The 20386-nt window shown below is 72.4% G+C and carries 13 protein-coding genes; 10 read left to right on the top strand and 3 right to left on the bottom strand.

From position 1 onward, the window contains the following. Positions 1-42: 42 nt before the first annotated feature. Both smc and ACF08N_RS30570 read left to right on the top strand, forming a co-directional pair. A complete protein-coding gene (gene smc / locus ACF08N_RS30575) occupies positions 43-3609 on the top strand; it encodes a chromosome segregation protein SMC (RefSeq protein WP_392327959.1) in 3567 nt (1188 codons plus the stop codon). 245 nt (positions 3610-3854) lie between these two features. Next, on the top strand, positions 3855-5276 hold the full coding sequence (locus ACF08N_RS30570) for a sugar porter family MFS transporter (RefSeq protein ID WP_392327958.1): 1422 nt from the start codon (positions 3855-3857) through the stop codon (positions 5274-5276). Positions 5277-5316: 40 nt separating this feature from the next. On the opposite strand, the gene ACF08N_RS30565 is transcribed toward ACF08N_RS30570, so the two are convergent. Further along, the gene (locus ACF08N_RS30565; protein WP_392327957.1) at positions 5317-6288 is read right to left on the bottom strand and encodes an LLM class flavin-dependent oxidoreductase; all 972 of its coding nucleotides are present in this window, start codon (positions 6286-6288) and stop codon (positions 5317-5319) included. A 293-nt stretch (positions 6289-6581) separates the two neighbouring features. Between ACF08N_RS30565 and ftsY the strand changes: the two genes are divergently transcribed. Further along, positions 6582-7808 (top strand): signal recognition particle-docking protein FtsY, encoded by a 1227-nt coding sequence (ftsY, locus tag ACF08N_RS30560; protein ID WP_392327956.1) that lies wholly within the window; start codon positions 6582-6584, stop codon positions 7806-7808. A 69-nt stretch (positions 7809-7877) separates the two neighbouring features. Here the strand turns inward: ftsY and ACF08N_RS30555 are convergent, their stop codons facing one another. After that, positions 7878-8537 carry a bifunctional DNA primase/polymerase gene (locus ACF08N_RS30555; RefSeq protein WP_392327955.1) on the bottom strand — a complete coding sequence of 220 codons (660 nt, stop codon included), beginning with the start codon at positions 8535-8537 and terminating at the stop codon, positions 7878-7880. A gap of 427 nt (positions 8538-8964) precedes the next feature. On the opposite strand from ACF08N_RS30555, the gene ACF08N_RS30550 reads away from it, so the two are divergent. The 5 genes from ACF08N_RS30550 (at position 8965) to ffh (ending at position 16585) form a co-directional block, all read left to right on the top strand. Further along, a complete protein-coding gene (locus ACF08N_RS30550) occupies positions 8965-10440 on the top strand; it encodes a hypothetical protein (protein WP_392327954.1) in 1476 nt (491 codons plus the stop codon). A gap of 306 nt (positions 10441-10746) precedes the next feature. Further along, complete coding sequence (locus ACF08N_RS30545) at positions 10747-12105, top strand: ammonium transporter (RefSeq protein ID WP_392327953.1); 1359 nt, start codon at positions 10747-10749, stop codon at positions 12103-12105. Continuing rightward, entirely contained in the window at positions 12102-12440 is a 339-nt protein-coding gene (locus tag ACF08N_RS30540) for a P-II family nitrogen regulator (RefSeq protein ID WP_005311372.1), read from the top strand. The genes ACF08N_RS30545 and ACF08N_RS30540 overlap by 4 nt, the downstream gene beginning before the upstream one ends. A 25-nt stretch (positions 12441-12465) precedes the next feature. After that, positions 12466-14925: a [protein-PII] uridylyltransferase gene (locus ACF08N_RS30535; protein ID WP_392327952.1), complete on the top strand. Its 2460-nt coding sequence runs from the start codon at positions 12466-12468 to the stop codon at positions 14923-14925. Positions 14926-15031: 106 nt separating this feature from the next. After that, a complete protein-coding gene (ffh, locus tag ACF08N_RS30530) occupies positions 15032-16585 on the top strand; it encodes a signal recognition particle protein (RefSeq protein ID WP_392327951.1) in 1554 nt (517 codons plus the stop codon). 69 nt (positions 16586-16654) lie between these two features. Here ffh and ACF08N_RS30525 read toward each other — a convergent pair whose 3' ends face one another. Further along, positions 16655-17539: an SAM-dependent methyltransferase gene (locus ACF08N_RS30525; protein ID WP_392327950.1), complete on the bottom strand. Its 885-nt coding sequence runs from the start codon at positions 17537-17539 to the stop codon at positions 16655-16657. Positions 17540-17743: 204 nt separating this feature from the next. On the opposite strand from ACF08N_RS30525, the gene proS reads away from it, so the two are divergent. Further along, positions 17744-19156, top strand: coding sequence for a proline--tRNA ligase (gene proS / locus ACF08N_RS30520; RefSeq protein WP_392327949.1), 1413 nt, complete (start codon positions 17744-17746; stop codon positions 19154-19156). A gap of 213 nt (positions 19157-19369) precedes the next feature. Continuing rightward, positions 19370-19999, top strand: a complete 630-nt coding sequence (locus tag ACF08N_RS30515) for a hypothetical protein (protein ID WP_392327948.1) — start codon at positions 19370-19372, stop codon at positions 19997-19999. Positions 20000-20386: the final 387 nt, after the last annotated feature.

Below are 20386 nucleotides of genomic sequence, written 5' to 3'. Positions count from 1 at the left end.
CCTCAGAGGCGAAACCGCGAGCGAAAGGTAGAGTCCGGCGGCGTGCACCTCAAGGCCATGACCCTCCGCGGGTTCAAATCCTTCGCGTCCGCCACGACGCTGCGCTTCGAGCCGGGGATCACCTGCGTCGTCGGCCCGAACGGCTCCGGCAAGTCCAACGTCGTGGACGCGCTGTCCTGGGTCATGGGGGAGCAGGGAGCCAAGTCGCTGCGCGGCGGCAAGATGGAGGACGTCATCTTCGCCGGGACGACCGGCCGGCCGCCGCTGGGCCGCGCCGAGGTCTCCCTCACCATCGACAACTCCGACGGCGCGCTGCCGATCGAGTACGCCGAGGTCACCATCACGCGGATCATGTTCCGCAACGGCGGCAGCGAGTACCAGATCAACGGTGACACCTGCCGGCTGCTCGACATCCAGGAGCTGTTGTCCGACTCCGGCATCGGCCGCGAGATGCACGTCATCGTCGGCCAGGGCCAGCTCGACTCGGTCCTGCACGCCGACCCCATGGGCCGTCGCGCCTTCATCGAGGAAGCCGCGGGTGTCCTCAAGCACCGCAAGCGCAAGGAGAAGGCGCTGCGGAAGCTCGATGCCATGCAGGCCAACCTCGCGCGCGTGCAGGACCTCACCGACGAACTGCGCCGCCAGCTCAAACCCCTCGGCCGACAGGCCGCCGTCGCCCGCCGCGCCGCCGTCATCCAGGCCGACCTGCGCGACGCCCGGCTGCGGCTGCTCGCCGACGACCTCGTCACCCTCCGGGAGGCGCTGCGCGCCGAGATCGCCGACGAGGCCGCCCTCAAGCAGCGCAAGGAAGCGGCCGAGGCGCAGCTGAAGGCGGCCCTCGCCCGAGAGGCCGAACTGGAGGACGAGGTACGGCGCCTCGCGCCACGTCTCCAGCGCGCCCAGCAGACCTGGTACGAACTCTCCCAGCTCGCCGAACGGGTCCGCGGCACGATCTCGCTCGCCGACGCCCGGGTCAAGAGCGCCACCGCCCAGCCCCCGGAGGAGCGGCGCGGACGCGACCCCGAGGACATGGAGCGGGAGGCGGCCCGCATCCGCGAGCAGGAGGCGGAGCTGGAAGCCGCGCTGGAGGCGGCCGAGCGGGCGCTGGAGGACACGGTCGCCCACCGCGCCGAGCTGGAGCGGCAGCTCACCCTCGAGGAGCGCCGGCTCAAGGACGTCGCCCGCGCGATCGCCGACCGGCGCGAAGGGCTGGCCCGGCTGAGCGGCCAGGTCAACGCGGCCCGTTCCCGCGCCGCGTCGGCCCAGGCCGAGATCGACCGGCTCGCCGCCGCCCGCGACGAGGCCCAGGAGCGGGCCGCCGCAGCCCAGGAGGAGTACGAGCAGCTCAAGGCCGAGGTCGAGGGCCTCGACGCGGGCGACTCCGCCCTCGCCGAACAGCACGAGGCCGCCAAGCGTGAACTCGCCGCCGCCGAGGGCGCGCTGAGCACCGCCCGCGAGGCCCTGACCGGCGCCGAGCGCAAGCGCGCCGCGGTCGCGGCCCGGCGCGAGGCGCTCGCCCTCGGCCTGCGGCGCAAGGACGGCACGGGCACACTGCTCGCCGCGCGGGACCGGCTCGGGGGCCTCTTGGGTCCGGCCGCCGCTCTGCTCACCGTGACGCCCGGCTACGAGATCCCGGTGGCCGCGGCACTCGGCGCCGCCGCCGACGCGGTCGCCGTCGCCGACCCTGCCACCGCAGCGGAGGCGATCCGGCTGCTCCGCAAGGAGGACGGCGGGCGCGCGGCACTGCTCCTGGCGGACGCGGCCGGAGCGGCCGAGGGCCCGGACCCGCACGGCGAAGGCCCCTCCGGGCACCGGTACGCCGCCGGTCTGGTGCGCGGCCCCGAGGAACTGATGGGCGCCGTACGGCGGCTGCTGCGCGATGTCGTCGTCGTCGGGACCCTGGAGGACGCCGAGGACCTCGTGTACGCGCACCCCGGCCTGACCGCCGTCACCGGCGAAGGCGACGTGCTCGGCGCCCACTTCGCGCAGGGCGGGTCCGCCGGGGCGCCGAGCCTGCTGGAGGTGCAGGCGTCCGTCGACGAGGCCGCCGCCGAGCTCGAACGGCTCGACGCGCGGTGCGAGGAGCTGACCGCAGCTCAACAGCAGGCCGCCGACCGCCGTGGCGCCTGCGCCGCCCTCGTCGAGGAGCTGGGGGACCGCAGGCGCGCCGCCGAGCGGGAGAAGTCGGCCGTGTCCGGGCAGCTCGGCCGGCTGGCCGGGCAGGCGCGCGGCGCCGCGGGCGAGGCGGAGCGTGCGGGCGCGGCCGCCGCGCGCGCCCAGGAGGCGCTGGAGCGGGCGGCGGAGGAGGCCGAGGAGCTGGCCGAGCGGCTGCTGGTCGCGGAGGAGGCCCCCGTCGAGGAGGAGCCCGACACGCATGTGCGCGACCGGCTCGCCGCCGACGGCGCCAACGCGCGCCAGACCGAGATGGAGGCACGGCTCCAGGTCCGTACGCACGAGGAGCGGGTCAAGGGCCTCGCGGGCCGGGCCGACGCCCTCGACCGGGGGGCCCGCGCCGAACGCGAGGCACGGGCACGCGCCGAGCAGCGGCGCGCCCGCATGCGACACGAGGCCGAGGTCGCGGCGGCCGTGGCCGCCGGCGCCCGGCAGGTGCTGGCGCATGTCGAGGTGTCGCTGGTGCGGGCGGAGGCCGAGCGCGTGGCCGCGGAGGCGGCCAAGGCGGAGCGTGAGCAGGAGCTGGCGGCCGCCCGTACCGAGGGACGCGACCTCAAGGGCGAGCTGGACAAGCTGACCGACTCGGTGCACCGGGGCGAGGTGCTGGGGGCGGAGAAGCGCCTGCGCATGGAGCAGCTGGAGACCCGTGCCCTGGAAGAGCTCGGCGTGGAACCGGCGGGGCTCGTCGCCGACTACGGTCCCGACCAGCTCGTGCCGCCGTCCCCGCCCGCCGAGGGCGAACAGCTGCCCGAGGACCCGGAGCATCCGCGCAACCAGCCGAGGCCGTTCGTCCGCGCGGAGCAGGAAAAACGGCTGAGGGCCGCCGAACGGGCGTACCAGCAGCTCGGCAAGGTGAACCCGCTGGCGCTCGAGGAGTTCTCGGCGTTGGAGGAGCGGCACAAGTTCCTCTCCGAGCAGCTCGAAGACCTGAAGAAGACCCGCGCCGACCTGCTCCAGGTCGTCAAGGAGGTCGACGAGCGCGTCGAGCAGGTCTTCACCGAGGCGTACCGGGACACCGCCCGCGAGTTCGAGGGGGTCTTCTCCCGGCTCTTCCCCGGCGGCGAGGGACGGCTCGTGCTGACCGATCCCGACAACATGCTCACCACCGGTGTGGATGTCGAGGCCCGGCCGCCCGGCAAGAAGGTCAAGCGGCTGTCGCTGCTGTCCGGCGGCGAGCGGTCGCTGACGGCCGTGGCGATGCTGGTGTCGATCTTCAAGGCCAGGCCGAGCCCGTTCTACGTCATGGACGAGGTCGAGGCCGCACTCGACGACACCAATCTGCAGCGGCTGATCCGCATCATGCAGGAGCTCCAGGAGAGCTCCCAGCTGATCGTGATCACGCACCAGAAGCGGACCATGGAGGTCGCGGACGCGCTCTACGGCGTGTCCATGCAGGGCGACGGCGTCTCCAAGGTCATCAGCCAGCGACTGCGCTGACCGCTCGGAACGGCCCGCGCCCGCGGAGCCCCGGCCGTTTGCCCGATCTTCAATACTTGAACTCAAGACGACACGCCGATGGCTGATGCCGATTTGAGCCGACCTCTTGACTTCGAAACTTGAAGGAATAGTCTCTGCAACGTTGCTTTTACCTTCAAGTGGTGGGCGGCCAGCACATGTGCGCCACTTGAAGGGCTCGCCCCCACACGCCCGGCGATGCCTGCCGGACGGCCCCAGGAGTACACGTGACCAGCACTGCGCAGCCCCCGCCGGCATCGGGCGCCCGCGAAGCCCACCCCGAACACCTCGGGCATGTCGTCTTCATCACGGCGGCCGCCGCCATGGGCGGTTTCCTCTTCGGCTACGACAGTTCCGTCATCAACGGCGCCGTCGAAGCCATCCGGGACCGCTACGACATCGGCTCGGGCACGCTCGCCCAGGTCATCGCCATCGCCCTGATCGGCTGCGCCATCGGCGCCGCGACCGCCGGCCGTATCGCCGACCGCATCGGACGCATCCGCTGCATGCAGATCGCGGCCACGCTGTTCACCGTCAGCGCCGTCGGCTCCGCCGTCCCGTTCGCCCTTTGGGACCTGGCCCTGTGGCGCGTCGTCGGCGGCTTCGCCATCGGCATGGCGTCCGTCATCGGCCCCGCCTACATCGCCGAGGTCTCCCCGCCCGCCTACCGCGGCCGGCTCGCCGCCTTCCAGCAGGCCGCGATCGTCATCGGCATCGCCGTCTCCCAGCTCGTCAACTACGGCATCCTGCAGCTCGCCGACGGTGAGCAGCGCGGTGAGATCGGCGGGCTCGAGGCCTGGCAGTGGATGCTCGGCGTCATGGTCGTCCCGGCCGTCCTCTACGGCCTGCTCTCCTTCGCGATCCCCGAGTCCCCGCGCTTTCTGATCTCCGTCGGCCGGACCGACAGGGCCAGGAAGGTCCTCGCCGAGGTCGAGGGCAAGAACGTCGACCTCGACGCCCGGATCGAGGAGATCGACCTCGCGATGCGCCGCGAGCACAAGTCGACCTTCAAGGACCTGCTCGGCAGCCGCTTCGGCTTCCTGCCGATCGTCTGGATCGGCATCGGCCTCTCGGTGTTCCAGCAGCTCGTCGGCATCAACGTCGCGTTCTACTACTCGGCGACGCTGTGGCAGTCGGTGGGCGTCGACCCGTCCAGCTCGTTCTTCTACTCGTTCACCACATCGATCATCAACATCGTCGGCACCGTGATCGCGATGGTCCTGGTCGACCGGATCGGCCGCCGCCCGCTGGCGCTCATCGGCTCCGCCGGTATGGCGATCGCGCTCGCCTTCGAGGCGTGGGCCTTCTCCGCCGACCTCGTCGACGGCAAGCTGCCCGAGGCCCAGGGCGTCGTCGCCCTGATCGCCGCGCACGTCTTCGTGCTCTTCTTCGCCCTGTCGTGGGGCGTCGTGGTGTGGGTCTTCCTCGGCGAGATGTTCCCGAACCGGATCCGCGCCGCCGCGCTCGGCGTCGCCGCGTCCGCGCAGTGGATCGCCAACTGGGCGATCACCGCGAGCTTCCCGAGCCTCGCCGACTGGAACCTCTCCGGCACCTACATCATCTACACGGTCTTCGCCGTGCTCTCGATCCCGTTCGTGCTCAGGTACGTCCGGGAGACGAAGGGCAAGGCGTTGGAGGAGATGGGCTAATCCCCGCTGCCCCTCTCCTCACCACGGAAACTGCCCCGGCTCAGCGCGTGAGCCGGGGCAGTACGTCTTCGCACAGCAGCTGCAGGCTGCGCCAGCCCTCGTCCATCGGCATCCCGCCGCACAGCGGATGCAGCACCAGGCTCTCCGCGCCCAGCTCCACGCACTGATCCGGCGTGACGATCCGGTACACGCCCTCCGCGCGCAGCTCCTCCACGGTGTCCGCGGTGGAGCGCACCGCCGAGCGGATGTACTTCGACTGCCAGGAGGCGTACGTGCGCGCCTCGTGCAGGAAGTGCTTGCCGTACAGCGCCCACGCCCGGTCCGGGTCCTCGGCGATGTGCAGCAGCGGCGTCCTCTCGGCGGGCATCATGCAGAAGCCCTCGGTGCCGTACGCGGCCCGGCGCTCGTGGTAGTACGCCTCCAGTTCCGGCAGATGCGCGCTCGGGAAGAACGGCAGCCCCAGCCGCGCCGCCCGCCGGGCGGCGGCGCGTGACGAACCGCCCACCAGCAGCAACGGATGCGGCTGCGTGTGCGGGCGGGGAGTGACGCGCACACCGCGCCCGCGGTACACGAACTCCTCGCCCGTCCACGCGGCGAGCAGCGTCTCGAGCAGCTCGTCCTGGAGCGCCCCGCGCCTGCCCCACTCCACACCCGCCCGCTCGTACTCCTCCGGCCGGTAGCCGATGCCCGCGACCGTGACGAGCCTGCCCTTGCCGATCAGGTCGAGCACCGCGATGTCCTCCGCCATGCGCAGCGGATCATGCAGCGGCCCGATGACCGCGGAGACGGTGACGGCGATACGGCGGGTGGCGCCGAGCACCGCGCCGGCGAAGACGAAGGGGGAGGGCAGCCAGTTGTTCGCGGCCCCGTGGTGCTCCTCGGTCTGAACGGTGTCGATGCCGCGGTCGTCGGCGTACGCGGCCATCTCCAGGGCCGCGCGGTAGCGGGCCGCGAGTGTGTCGGGCGTCGCGTCCGACTCGACCAGATTGAACCGGGCCACCGTGAAGGCCATGGAAAGTCCCCCTCCGCCGGATGTGGGCATGGCGAAGAGGACGGTAGCTGACGGAACGTCAGATGGACAGGGGTGGGAGCAGCGGTTGGCTCAGGCCACGACATGGGCTGAGCCAACCCTGGGTGCATGTCTGCGCACCCGACGCGATCGCCTACTGGAGCGTTGTGACTCCGCCCACAGGGGCTTCTCGCCGACACGGGGCCGGACGACGGACCAGCCCGGCCCGCAGGAGTAAACACCCCCGCCCATAGAACGAACCGTCGTGCCAGAGGGTCACGCATACTGAGTGCGTTATGGAAATCGTCATCCTTGCTGTAGTCATCGCCCTGGTCGCGATCGGCGCCATCAGCGGGCTCGTGGTCAGCAGCCGCAAGAAGAAGCAGCAGCTGCCGCCCTCGGCACCGTCGAGCACGCCGACCATCACTGCTCCGCCCGCCGAACCGCATGTCGGCGACGAGGCGGAGGCACCGCGGGACGAAGCCCGCCGCACCATCGAGGAGGTCGACCTCCCGACAGCCGAGGCGGCTGTCGAGACCCCCGTCGCCGCCGAGGACCCGGTCGTCGCCGAGCCCGTCGCGCCGGCGATCGAGATCCCCGAGCCGACCGCGGGCCGGCTCGTCCGGCTGCGCGCGCGCCTCGCCCGCTCCCAGAACTCCCTCGGCAAGGGACTGCTCACGCTGCTGTCGCGCGAGCACCTCGACGAGGACACCTGGGAGGAGATCGAGGACACCCTCCTCACGGCGGACGTGGGCGTCGCCCCGACCCAGGAGCTCGTCGAGCGTCTGCGCGAGCGCGTGAAGGTGCTCGGCACCCGTACGCCCGAGGAGCTGCGCACCCTGCTCCGCGAGGAGCTGCTCACCCTGGTGGGAACCGACCTGGACCGCACCGTCCACACGGAGAGCGACCTGGACACCCCGGGCATCGTCATGGTCGTCGGCGTCAACGGCACCGGCAAGACCACGACCACCGGCAAGCTGGCGAGGGTGCTGGTCGCCGACGGCAGGTCGGTCGTACTCGGCGCGGCCGACACGTTCCGTGCCGCCGCCACCGATCAGCTCCAGACCTGGGGTGACCGCGTCGGCGCCCGTACGATCCGCGGCCCGGAGAACGGCGACCCGGCGTCGGTCGCCTATGACGCGGTCAAGGAAGGTATCGCCGAGGGCGCGGACGTCGTGCTCATCGACACCGCGGGCCGGCTGCACACCAAGACGGGCCTGATGGACGAGCTCGGCAAGGTCAAGCGCGTCGTGGAGAAGCACGGCCCGCTGGACGAGGTCCTGCTGGTCCTGGACGCCACGACCGGGCAGAACGGCCTGGTGCAGGCGCGGGTCTTCGCCGAGGTCGTGGACATCACCGGCATCGTGCTCACCAAGCTGGACGGCACGGCCAAGGGCGGCATCGTCGTCGCGGTCCAGCGGGAGCTGGGCGTGCCGGTGAAGCTCGTCGGGCTGGGCGAGGGCGCGGACGACCTGGCTCCGTTCGAGCCGGAGGCGTTCGTCGACGCACTCATCGGGGACTGACCCCCTTACGTCACAGGGGCCCGGCCGCGTACGTCGCGGCCGGGCCCCTGTGCGTGTCAGGGCCAGGGCTCAGGGACTGCGGTGGCAGACGTACGCCAGCGTGCCGAGCAGCAGCCGGGCCTCGGGCGGTGCCACCGCGGTGTCCGGGGACGGTGCGCGCAGCCACCGCACGGGGCCGAGGCCGCCGCGGTCGGACGGCGGGGCGGTGATGTGCTCGCCGGGGCCCAGGCAGCGCAGATCCAGGTCCGCGTCGTCCCAGCCCATCCGGTACAGCAGGCGCGGCAGCCCGGCCGCCGCGCCCGGCGCGACGAGGAACTGGCAGCGGCCCTCGGGCGTCTGGGACACCGGGCCGAGCCGCAGGCCCATGCGCTCCATGCGCACCATCGCCCGGTGGCCTGCCGGGGCCGCCACGTCCAGGACGTCGAAGGCGCGGCCCACGGGCAGCATCAGCGCGGCGCCCGGCACCTCCGACCACGCCTTCGCCGCCTCGTCGAGCGTGGCCCCGGGCGGGACCTCCAGGGCGAAGTCGAGGGGGTGGGCGCCCGGCGCGGCGCACCCCGTGTCGCCGCAGGAGCACCGGCCCGCCGCCGCGCGCGCTCCCGGGATGACGGACCAGCCCCACAGGCCGGTGTACTCGGCCACCGCGGTGGCCTCCGTCGTGCGTCCGCGGCGTCGGGAGCCGGACCGGATCTGACTGATCCCCCGGGTGCCGCCGATCGTGAAGCCCATGCCCCCTCCAACGGGTCGAACGCGCCGGTGGTTACGACCAGGAGCTCGCCGGTGACACTCCGTCGCCTCCGGCCGGCTTCCGGCGGCGCGCGATGCCTCCCGGGGGAGCGCGGCGTGCGACACGCGCCTACCCGTGCGACACTGCGCCACCCCTGGATCGTGCTGTGTCAAGTGAATCGCGCCTGACCGCAAGTGGGTTCACTCGGAGGGGTGGCGAATGGTGGCGTTTCTGCAATCCCACTCGCTGAGGGCGTGATCGTAGGATTACTTTCAGTGCACGAACCTGCAATTGCAGCGCACCGGCGGGTATGCCCGGGGCAACGCGGCTTCGCCGACGACCCCGTGCAAGCGGGGCACCGGCGGCCGTGACCCACGGCATTCTGGTAGCGGTTCGGGCGAGACGGCATCGGCGGATGGGGGCACTCCAGTGAGCGGCAGCGGCGCAGACGGTACGAGCACCGGCAAGCGCCCGAACGAGCAGCTGAGCTCATGGTTCATGCGGAGCGGCTGGTCGAAGGGCGAGCTCGCGCGCCAGGTCAACCGCAGGGCGCGTCAGATGGGCGCACACCACATCAGCACGGACACCTCCCGCGTGCGCCGCTGGCTGGACGGTGAGCAGCCCCGCGAGCCCATCCCGCGCATCCTGTCCGAGCTGTTCTCCGAGCGGTTCGGCAGCGTCGTCGCCGTCGAGGACCTCGGACTGCGCACCGCGCACCAGGCACCCTCCGTGTCCGGCGTCGACCTGCCCTGGGCGGGCGACCAGACCGTCACCCTGCTGAGCGAGTTCTCCCGCAGCGACCTGATGCTCGCCCGCCGCGGTTTCCTCGGCACCTCGCTCGCCCTCGCCGCCGGCCCCGCCCTCGTCGAGCCGATGCAGCGCTGGCTCGTGCCCACCCCCGGCGACGGGGCGGCGCGGCAGGAGCCGCCCACCCCGCTGCGCAGATCGGCCCGGCTGTCCGGCCCCGAGCTGGACCTGCTGGAGTCCACCACCGCCATGTTCCGGCAGTGGGACGCCCAGTGCGGCGGCGGACTGCGGCGCAAGGCGGTCGTCGGCCAGCTCCACGAGGTCACCGACCTGCTCCAGGAGCCCCAGCCCGCCACCACCGAGCGCCGGCTCTTCAAGGTCGCCGCCGAGCTGGCCGAGCTCGCCGGCTGGATGAGCTACGACGTGGGACTCCAGCCCACCGCGCAGAAGTACTTCGTCCTCGCCCTGCACGCCGCCAAGGAGGCCGGTGACAAGCCGCTGGGCTCGTACATCCTGTCCTCGATGAGCCGCCAGATGATCCATCTCGGCAGGCCCGACGACGCCCTGGAGCTCGTCCACCTCGCGCAGTACGGAAGCCGCGACTGCGCCACCGCCCGCACCCAGGCCATGCTGTATGCGATGGAGGCCCGCGCCTACGCCAACATGGGCCAGCCCAGCAAGTGCAAGCGGGCCGTGCGGATGGCCGAGGACACCTTCGCCGACGTCGGCTTCGACGACGAGCCCGAGCCCGACTGGATCCGCTTCTTCTCCGAGGCCGAGCTCAACGGCGAGAACGCCCACTCCTACCGCGACCTCGCCTATGTCGCGGGCCGCAGCCCGACCTACGCCTCCCTGTCCGAGCCGGTCATGCAGCGCGCCGTCGAGCTCTTCAGCCGGGACCCCGAGCACCAGCGGTCGTACGCACTCAACCTGATCGGCATGGCCACCGTGCACCTGCTGAAGAAGGAACCGGAGCAGGCCACCGCCCTGGCCGACCAGGCCCTCGTCATCGCCAGGAAGGTCCGCTCCGAGCGGGTCAACACCCGGCTGCGCAAGACCGTTGACACGGCCGCGAGGGACTTCGGGGACGTGCCCGAGGTCGCCCGCTTCACCGACCGGCTCACCGCCCAGCTGCCCGAGACCGCCGAAGCGGTCTGACGCGCGGGCCGCACACCCCGGCCGCGGCACCCACCCCGGACTGTCCGACTCGGCTCCCCCCTTGTGCCAAGTCTTCCGGGTGAGTGTCGCGGCCGGTCCCGTGATGGCCCAGAGGGTACGCCCGGGCCCCCGGGGCGATCAGTCCGTTCATGGCGACGTAACACGCCGGACCCCTTCGTCACGGCCGCGAAACATGGAGCGGCATCGGCGGAAACGGCGCTGCGCCAACCTCATGGCGCATAACCGGCCCGCTCTTACCGCACTGGCTCCGCCCGCACGCGGCCGCACGACGACGAGGAGACGCCGATGCCCCCAGGCATCTCGACCCTTGCCGCAGACGCCCCCGAGCTGTCTGCCGCCAACACAGGGTTCATGCTCATCTGTTCCGCCCTGGTGATGCTCATGACGCCTGGTCTGGCCTTCTTCTACGGAGGCATGGTCCGGGTCAAGAGCACCCTGAACATGCTGATGATGAGCTTCATCAGCCTCGGGATCGTCACCATCCTCTGGGTGCTGTACGGCTTCAGCCTTGCCTTCGGCACCGACTCCGGCTCCCTCATCGGCTGGAGCTCGGACTATGTCGGCCTCAGCGGAATCGGGATCACCGAGCTGTGGGACGGCTACACCATCCCGGTGTACGTCTTCGCCGTCTTCCAGCTGATGTTCGCGATCATCACGCCCGCTCTGATCAGCGGCGCGCTCGCCGACCGCGTGAAGTTCACCGCCTGGGCGCTGTTCATCACCCTGTGGGCCACCGTTGTGTACTTCCCGGTCGCGCACTGGGTGTGGGGTGCCGGCGGCTGGCTGTTCGAGATGGGCGTCATCGACTTCGCCGGTGGCACGGCCGTGCACATCAACGCCGGTGCGGCCGCCCTCGGCGTCATCCTGGTGATCGGCAAGCGTGTCGGATTCAAGAAGGACCCGATGCGCCCGCACAGCCTGCCGCTGGTGATGCTCGGCGCCGGGCTCCTGTGGTTCGGCTGGTTCGGCTTCAACGCGGGCTCCTGGCTCGGCAACGACGACGGCGTCGGCGCGGTGATGTTCGTCAACACCCAGGTCGCCACCGCCGCCGCGATGCTCGCCTGGCTGATCTACGAGAAGATCCGCCACGGCGCCTTCACCACCCTCGGTGCCGCCTCCGGCGCGGTCGCCGGCCTGGTCGCCATCACCCCGTCCGGCGGCGCCGTCTCCCCGCTCGGCGCGATCGCGGTCGGTGCCATCGCCGGTCTGCTGTGCGCCATGGCCGTCGGCCTGAAGTTCAAGTTCGGTTACGACGACTCCCTCGACGTCGTCGGCGTCCACCTCGTCGGCGGAATCATCGGCTCCCTGCTCGTCGGCCTTTTCGCCACCGGCGGCGTCCAGTCCGACGTCAAGGGCCTCTTCTACGGCGGCGGCCTCGACCAGCTGGGCAAGCAGGCCATCGGTGTCTTCGCGGTCCTCGCCTACTCTCTGGTGGTCTCCGCGGTCCTCGCCTTCGTCCTCGACAAGACGATCGGCATGAGGGTCGACGAGGACGACGAGGTCTCGGGCATCGACCAGGTCGAGCACGCCGAGACCGCGTACGACTTCAGCGGCGCGGGCGGCGGTACCGGCTCCCGCAAGGCCGCGCCCGTACCCGCCGGCACCGCCGCAGCCGGAGCCGAGAACAAGAAGGTGGACGCATGAAGCTCATCACCGCAGTCGTGAAGCCGCACCGGCTGGACGAGATCAAGGAGGCCCTCCAGGCCTTCGGCGTCCAGGGGCTCACGGTCACCGAGGCCAGCGGCTACGGCCGGCAGCGCGGCCACACCGAGGTCTACCGGGGTGCCGAGTACACCGTCGACCTCGTCCCCAAGATCCGCATCGAGGTGCTGGTCGAGGACGACGACGCCGAACAGCTCGTGGACGTGATCGTCAAGGCCGCCCGTACCGGCAAGATCGGGGACGGAAAGGTCTGGAGCGTCCCGGTCGACACCGCGGTCAGGGTCCGCACCGGCGAGCGCGGCCCCGACGCCCTCTGACCCCACGACGAACAGGAGCTGCTGGGTGAGCCTCGACGTGATCGGTGAATCGGAAGACTCCGGACCCAGCGGCTACGCGGCGGCCCGGCTGCGCCTTCTCGGGGAGAAGGCGCAGTCCGGGCCGCCGCGTCGTGCGGCGCTCGCCGGGCTGACCGACGACTGGCTGGCCGCACTCTTCACCACCGCGGTCCTGGAGACGGGGGTGCGGGGCGCGGCGCTCGTCGCCGTCGGCGGCTACGGCCGCGGCGAGCTCTCACCCCGCAGCGACCTCGACCTGCTGCTCCTGCACGACGGCAGCGCGGACCCCGCGGCCGTCGCCGCGGTCGCGGACCGGATCTGGTACCCGGTCTGGGACCTCGGCCTCGCCCTCGACCACTCCGTACGCACCCCGGCCGAGGCCCGCAGGACCGCGGGCGAGGACCTCAAGGTGCAGCTCGGCCTCCTCGACGCACGCGCCGTCGCCGGCGATCTGGGGCTCGTGGCCTCCCTGCGCACCGCCGTACTCGCCGACTGGCGCAACCAGGCCCCCAAGCGCCTGCCCGAGCTCGACGAGCTGTGCCGCGAACGGGCCGCCCGCCAGGGCGAGCTCCAGTACCTCCTCGAACCCGACCTGAAAGAGGCCCGCGGCGGGCTGCGCGATGTCACCGCCCTGCGCGCCGTCGCCGCCTCCTGGCTCGCCGACGCACCGCGCGAGGGCCTCGCCGAGGCCCGCCGCACCCTGCTCGACGTCCGCGACGCACTCCACCGCACCACCGGACGCGCCACCGACCGCCTCGCCCTCCAGGAACAGGACCAGGTCGCCGCCGAGCTGGGCCTCCTCGACGCCGACGCGCTGCTGCGCCGGGTGTACGAGGCCGCGCGGACCATCTCGTACGCCGGCGACGTCACCTGGCGCGAGGTCGGCCGCGTGCTCAGGGCCCGTGCCGTACGGCCACGGCTGCGCGCCATGCTGAGCGGCGGGCGCAGCGTCCAGCCCGAGCGCACCCCTCTCGCCGAGGGCGTCGTCGTGCAGGACGGCGAGGTCGTCCTCGCCCGCACCGCGCGGCCCGACCGCGACCCGGTCCTGGTGCTGCGCGCCGCCGCCGCGGCGGCCCAGTCCGGCCTGCCGATCTCCCGGTACGCCGTGCGCCGCCTGGCGCAGGCGGCGAGCACGCACCCGCTGCCCGTGCCCTGGCCCGCCGAGGCCCGCGAGGAACTCGTCACCCTGCTCGGCGCGGGGGAGCCGACCGTCCCCGTCTGGGAGGCGCTGGAGGCCGAGGGGCTGATCACCAGGCTCGTGCCCGACTGGGAGCGGGTGCGCTGCCGGCCGCAGCGCAACGCCGTGCACACCTGGACCGTCGACCGCCACCTCGTCGAGACGGCGGTCAAGGCATCCGCGCTGACCCGCCGCGTCGGCCGCCCCGACCTGCTCCTGGTCGCCGCCCTGCTCCACGACATCGGCAAGGGCTGGCCCGGCGACCACTCCGTGGCGGGCGAGACCATCGCGCGCGACGTCGCCGCCAGGATCGGCTTCGACCGCGCGGACGTCGAGGTCGTCGCCACCCTCGTACGCCACCACCTGCTGCTCGTCGAGACCGCGACCCGGCGCGACCTGGACGATCCGGCCACCGTCGCGTCCGTCGCCGCCGCCGCCGTCGGCTCGGCCGGCACGCTGGAGCTGCTGCACGCCCTCACCGAGGCCGACGCCCTCGCGACCGGGCCGGCGGCCTGGTCGTCCTGGCGCGGCTCGCTCGTCGCGGACCTCGTGCGGCGCGTCGCCGCCGTCCTCGCGGGCGACGCCCCGGCCGAACCGGAGGAGCCCGCACCCAGCGCCGAACAGGAACGCCTCGCCGTCGAGGCGCTGCGCACCAAGGAGCCCGTCCTCGCCCTGCACACCCAGGCCACCACGCCGCACGAGGAGGGCGAGACGGAACCGGTCGGCGTCGAACTGCTGATCGCGCTGCCCGACCAGCCCGGTGTCCTGCCCGCCGTCGCCGGCGTCCTCGCCCTCCACCGCCTCACCGTCCGCGCGGCCGACCTGAGTGCCATGGAGCTGCCGGCCGAAATGGGCGGCGGCTCGGTCCTCGTCCTCGCCTGGCGCGTGGCGGCCGAGTACGGATCGCTGCCGCAGGCCACCCGACTGCGTGCCGACCTCGTCCGCGCCCTGGACGGCTCCCTGGACATCCGCAGCCGCCTCGCCGAGCGCGAGGCCGCCTATCCCCGGCGGCGCGGGCTCACGGCGCCGCCGCCGCGGGTCACCCTCGCGCCGGCCGGTTCGCACCGCGCGACGGTCATCGAGGTCCGCGCCCAGGACGCCCCGGGCCTGCTGCACCGCATCGGCCGGGCGCTGGAGGGCGCGGCGGTCCGGGTGCGCAGCGCGCACGTCTCGACGCTGGGCGCGAACGCGGTGGACGCGTTCTACGTCACCGATCCGAAGGGCTCCCCGCTGTCCCCGGCCGAGGCCGCCGAGGTGGCGCAGGCCCTGGAGAGCGCGCTGCGCGTCTAGAGGGCCTCCGGCCGGGCGGTGCCCGTGTCTGCTGCGTACCCGCGCGGCCGGATACCCTGGGGGGCGACCGTCCGCCCGCTTCCGACCTTGAGGACCCGCGACCGCCGTGTTCGATACCCTCTCCGACCGCCTTGCAGCGACATTCAAGAACCTCCGGGGCAAGGGCCGCCTCAGCGAGGCCGACATCGACGCCACGGCACGTGAGATCCGTATCGCGCTGCTCGAGGCGGACGTCGCGCTCCCCGTGGTCCGCTCCTTCATCAAGCAGGTCAAGGAGCGTGCGACCGGTTCCGAGGTCTCCCAGGCGCTGAATCCCGCCCAGCAGGTCATCAAGATCGTCAACGAGGAGCTCATCGGCATCCTCGGCGGCGAGACCCGCCGTCTGCGGTTCGCCAAGACCTCGCCGACCGTGATCATGCTCGCCGGTCTGCAGGGTGCCGGTAAGACCACTCTCGCCGGAAAGCTCGGTCTCTGGCTCAAGGGGCAGGGCCACTCCCCGCTCCTCGTGGCCTGTGACCTCCAGCGCCCCAACGCCGTCACGCAGCTGGGCGTCGTCGCCGAGCGCGCCGGCGTGGCGTTCTACGGCCCGCAGCCGGGCAACGGCGTCGGCGACCCGGTCCAGGTCGCCAAGGACTCGATCGAGCACGCGCGCGGCAAGCAGTACGACATCGTCATCGTCGACACCGCCGGCCGCCTCGGCATCGACGCCGAGATGATGCAGCAGGCCGCGGACATCCGCGACGCGGTCTCGCCCGACGAGATCCTCTTCGTCGTCGACGCGATGATCGGTCAGGACGCCGTCAACACCGCCGAGGCGTTCCGCGACGGCGTCGGCTTCGACGGCGTGGTGCTGTCCAAGCTCGACGGCGACGCCCGAGGCGGTGCCGCGCTCTCCATCGCGCACGTCACCGGCAAGCAGATCATGTTCGCCTCCAACGGCGAGAAGCTGGACGACTTCGACGCGTTCCACCCGGACCGCATGGCGTCCCGCATCCTCGGCATGGGCGACATGCTCTCGCTCATCGAGAAGGCCGAGCAGACCTTCAGCCAGGAAGAGGCCGCCAAGATGGCCTCCAAGCTGGCGTCCAAGAAGGGCCAGGAGTTCACGCTCGACGACTTCCTCGCCCAGATGGAGCAGGTCCGCAAGATGGGCTCCATCTCCAAGCTCCTCGGCATGCTGCCCGGCATGGCGCAGATGAAGGAGCAGATCAACAACATCGACGAGCGCGACGTGGACCGCACGGCCGCGATCATCAAGTCGATGACCCCGGGTGAGCGCCACGACCCCACGATCATCAACGGTTCGCGCCGCGCCCGTATCGCCAAGGGCTCCGGCGTCGAGGTCAGCGCGGTCAAGTCGCTCGTCGAGCGGTTCTTCGAGGCCCGCAAGATGATGTCGCGCATGGCCCAGGGCGGCGGGATGCCCGGCATGCCCGGCATCCCGGGCATGGGCGGCGGGCCGGGCCGGCAGAAGAAGCAGCAGAAGCAGGCCAAGGGCAAGCGCAAGAGCGGCAACCCGATGAAGCGCAAGGCCGAGGAGGCCGCGGCCGCGGCACGGCGCGAGCAGGCCGCCCAGGAGGGCGGCGCGTTCGGCCTGCCGGCCGGGCAGCCCGGCCAGGACTTCGAACTGCCGGACGAGTTCAAGAAGTTCATGGGCTGACGCACACGGTCCAGGACGTGAGAGGGGCCCGCGACCGATCCGGTCGCGGGCCCCTTCGCGTACCCGGGGTCAGGGTGTGCGGGTGATCAGGTAGCGGAAGACGTTCGGCATCCAGACCGTCCCGTCGGGCCGCACATGCGGGTGCAGCGCCTCGGTGATCTCCTTCTCGACCTGGCCCTGGTCGCTCTCCGCCACCGCCGCGTCGTACAAACCCGTCGACAGCAGCCCGCGCACGGCACTGTCCACGTCCGCGTAGCCGAAGGGGCACGCCACCCGCCCCGAACCGTCCGGCCGCAGCCCGGCGCGCGCGGCGACGTCCTCCAGGTCGTCGCGCAGCGCCGGCCGCCAGCGCACTCCCCCTACGGCCTGGCGGCCGTGGGTGGGGGGAGTGCCCCCATCCGGGCGCGTCCGGCCGGAATGCCCCTCTGCGACGCGGAGCACTGCCGAGCTGGCGCACCGCTCCGGCGGGCCCCAGCCAGTGAGCACCACGGCACTCCCGCGCTCCGCGAGCGGGACGGCGCCCCGCAGGGCCGCGCCGAGCCCGTCCGCGTCGCCGGCCCGGCAGCCGATCGGCTGGAAGACCGTGATCAGGTTGTACAGGGGGAGGGCCGGATCCGCCGCGGCCCGGGCCCCGCCCTCGAACAGGCGCGCGGACTGTGCGGCGGAGCCGTCGGCGGTCAGCCGCTCGCTCGCGAGGGCCAGCCGCTCGCGGTTCGTGTCCGTCCCGCTCACCGCGGCGCCGCGCGCGGCGGCGATCAGCAGCGCGAGACCGGAGCCGCAGCCGAGCCCCAGCAGCCGGGAGCCCGCTCCGACCTCCAGGCGCTCGTACACGGCTTCGTACAGCGGCACCAGCATCCGTTCCTGGATCTCGGCCCAGTCCCGGGCCCGTTCGCACGCCTGAGCAGAGGAGGCCGACGCCGCGTGGGGTCGGTGCTGGACGAGCGTGGATGTCATCTGTACGCCCCATTCCGCCGAGAGAGTCGGTTGTGCCCTGAAGGACAGCCCCCGTGTGCTTTCGCCGCGCCCCCGTATGCCAGGGAACTGCGCGCGCGTCCCCACGTCCAGGGGTTGTGCGGCACTGCTTGCGCGCCGGGGTGTGCGCCACGGCCCGCCTGGCCGATTCCCGATCGGGCCCCGTGCCGCCGTACCATGCGCGCCATGGCCAAGACACCTGTCCTGACGCCTCAGGCGGAGGACTTCCCACGCTGGTACCAGGACCTGATCAACAAGGCCGAACTGGCGGACAACGGCCCGGTGCGCGGCACCATGGTCATCCGGCCGTACGGCTACGGCCTGTGGGAGCGGATGCAGCAGGAGATGGACGCCCGCATCAAGGCCGCGGGCGCTCAGAACGCCTACTTCCCGCTCTTCATCCCCCAGTCTTACCTGACTCGCGAGGCTGAGCACGTCGAGGGCTTCGCACCCGAGCTCGCGGTGGTCACCCACGGCGGCGGCAAGGACCTCGAAGAGCCCGTCGTGGTGCGGCCCACGTCCGAGACGATCATCAACGACTACTTCTCGAAGTGGGTGCAGAGCTACCGGGATCTGCCGCTGCTGATCAATCAGTGGGCCAATGTGGTCCGTTGGGAGATGCGCCCGCGGGTGTTCCTGCGCACCACGGAGTTCCTCTGGCAGGAGGGCCACACCGCGCACGCCACCTACGAGGACGCCCGCGACTACGCCGCGTACATCCACCGGGACGTCTACGCGGACTTCATGGTCGATGTCCTCGGCATCGACGTCGTGCTCGGCCGCAAGACGCCCCGGGAGCGGTTCGCCGGAGCCATCAACACCCTCACCCTGGAAGGGATGATGGGCGACGGCAAGGCCCTGCAGATGGGCACGAGCCATGAGCTCGGCACCAATTTCGCCAAGGCCTTCCAGACCACCTACCTCTCCAGGGACGGGCACCAGGAGCTCGTCTGGCAGACCTCCTGGGGCACCTCCACCCGGATGGTCGGCGGGCTGATCATGTCGCACGGCGACGACAACGGGCTGCGCGTCCCGCCCCGGCTCGCGGCGGTCCAGGTCGTCGTCATGGCGATCAAGGGCGACGAGGCGGTCGCGAAGGTCCGCGAGATGGGCGAGACGCTCAGGGCGGCGGGCCTGCGGGTGCACGTCGACGACCGCGTGGACACTCCCTTCGGCCGCCGCGCGGTGGACTGGGAGCTCAAGGGCGTGCCCGTACGGATCGAGATCGGCCCGCGGGACCTGGAGGCGGGCACCGCGATGCTGGCGCGCCGCATCCCCGGCGGGAAGGAACCGGTGAGCCTCGCGTCGCTCCCCGCGCTGCTGCCGAAGGCCCTCGACGACGACCAGGCGCTCCTGCTGGAACAGTCCCGCCGGCGGCGCGAGGACCGCACCAGCGACGTGGCGACCGTCGAGGAGGCCGCCGAGGCCGCCGCGGCCGGCGGCTGGGCCCGTATCCCGTGGGCAACCCTGGGGGACGAGGGCGAAGCCGCACTGGCGGAGGAGGGCGTGTCGGTACGCTGCCTGGTCGCGGAGGACGGGTCGGTGCCCGAGTCCGACGACGCACCGGGTACGGTCGCGATCGTGGCCCGCGCCTACTGACGGCGCCGCCGCCCTGGTTCCGCCCTGGTGGCAGCGCACCCCCGGCGCGACGAGGCCCGCCACGCGCCGGGGCGCACGCCATCGGTGGCATTGCGCCGGACGCGCGCTACGTACCACCTTGCGAGGCTTCTCCGCAGATCAGCGCACCCGCCCTCGTCCGCATGCATCAACGGCAACTGACGGGTACGTGCAAATTATTTGGGATGCCCCGGAATGGAACCCGGCGGGCTCCCGGCTCGTTATCACGACGTGAGCACGACACCACCTGTTCTCGCCGCAGAGCTGGCACAGGCGTGGGCCGACATTCAGCGGCACCACCCCGAACTGCCGGATCTTGCCGCGCCCGAGTCCCTGATCGGAGAGTCGTCGTCCGCCTGTGGCGCCGAGCTCTCCTTCGAGCGACTGCTCCACGAGGCAGTCCACGGCATCGCCGCCGCGCGAGGCGTCCGCGACACCTCCCGCGCCGGCCGCTACCACAACCGCCGGTTCCTCGCGATCGCCGAGGAGATGGGCCTGGACCACGTGGAGGAGCCGCACCCGAGCAGCGGTTTCTCCCTGGTCGTGCTCAACCCCGAGGCCAAGCGGCGGTATCGCCCGACGATCGAGCGGCTGCAGCGCGCCCTCAAGGCGCACACGGCAGCGACGGCCTCCGACACCAAGCGCACCTTCCGCGGCCCTGCCGCCCGGCACGGCTCGTCGGGCGGAGGCGTGCGGGTGAAGGCCGTCTGCGACTGCGGCCGCAATGTGAGAGTGGTGCCCTCGGTCCTGGCCCAGGCGCCCATCGTCTGCGGCGGATGCGGAAAACCGTTCCGCATCCCGGAAACGGTCGGCGCGGCGAGCTGACCGCGCGTCCCGAGCGCGGCGGGCACGCGCCTGTGCGGTGACCGCCCATTCCGGGCGCCGAGTGCACGGCACCCGCGGCTGAGTGCCCGTACCGAGCGCCGCGGGCACGGCACCGTACGCCGATCGCCGTTCCGGGACCGCGGGTACGGCGCCCGGTGGGCCGACCGTCCGCAGCCGTTGGCCGACCGCCCGCACCCGCGGGCTGAGCGCCCGTCCCGGCGCCGAGGGCGCGGCACCCGGGGGCCGGCCGCCCGCACCCGCGTGCCGACCGCCGCTGCCGAGCGCCGCGTGCACGGCGCCTGTGGGCCGACCGCCCCTTGCGGCGACGACTTCACGGCGCGCACGGGCCCGCGCCCTTCGGCGAGGCGGCGGGCGCAGGTCGTCGGG

The sequence above is a fragment of the Streptomyces sp. NPDC015127 genome (assembly GCF_043080095.1).
In the GTDB taxonomy this organism is placed as follows: Bacteria; Actinomycetota; Actinomycetes; order Streptomycetales; family Streptomycetaceae; genus Streptomyces.
The sequence above is the reverse complement of the archived record's forward strand: the minus strand, read 5'-3'. Positions and strand labels throughout refer to the sequence as shown.

Bases quoted from the DNA above. Each gene is read 5' to 3' on its own strand.
- ACF08N_RS30565 (WP_392327957.1), bottom strand. From the start codon at position 6,288: ATGGCCTTCACGGTGGCCCGGTTCAATCTGGTCGAGTCGGACGCGACG.
- ftsY (WP_392327956.1), top strand. From the start codon at position 6,582: ATGGAAATCGTCATCCTTGCTGTAGTCATCGCCCTGGTCGCGATCGGC.
- ACF08N_RS30555 (WP_392327955.1), bottom strand. From the start codon at position 8,537: ATGGGCTTCACGATCGGCGGCACCCGGGGGATCAGTCAGATCCGGTCC.
- ACF08N_RS30545 (WP_392327953.1), top strand. From the start codon at position 10,747: ATGCCCCCAGGCATCTCGACCCTTGCCGCAGACGCCCCCGAGCTGTCT.
- ACF08N_RS30540 (WP_005311372.1), top strand. From the start codon at position 12,102: ATGAAGCTCATCACCGCAGTCGTGAAGCCGCACCGGCTGGACGAGATC.
- ACF08N_RS30525 (WP_392327950.1), bottom strand. From the start codon at position 17,539: ATGACATCCACGCTCGTCCAGCACCGACCCCACGCGGCGTCGGCCTCC.
- proS (WP_392327949.1), top strand. From the start codon at position 17,744: ATGGCCAAGACACCTGTCCTGACGCCTCAGGCGGAGGACTTCCCACGC.
- ACF08N_RS30515 (WP_392327948.1), top strand. From the start codon at position 19,370: ATGGAACCCGGCGGGCTCCCGGCTCGTTATCACGACGTGAGCACGACA.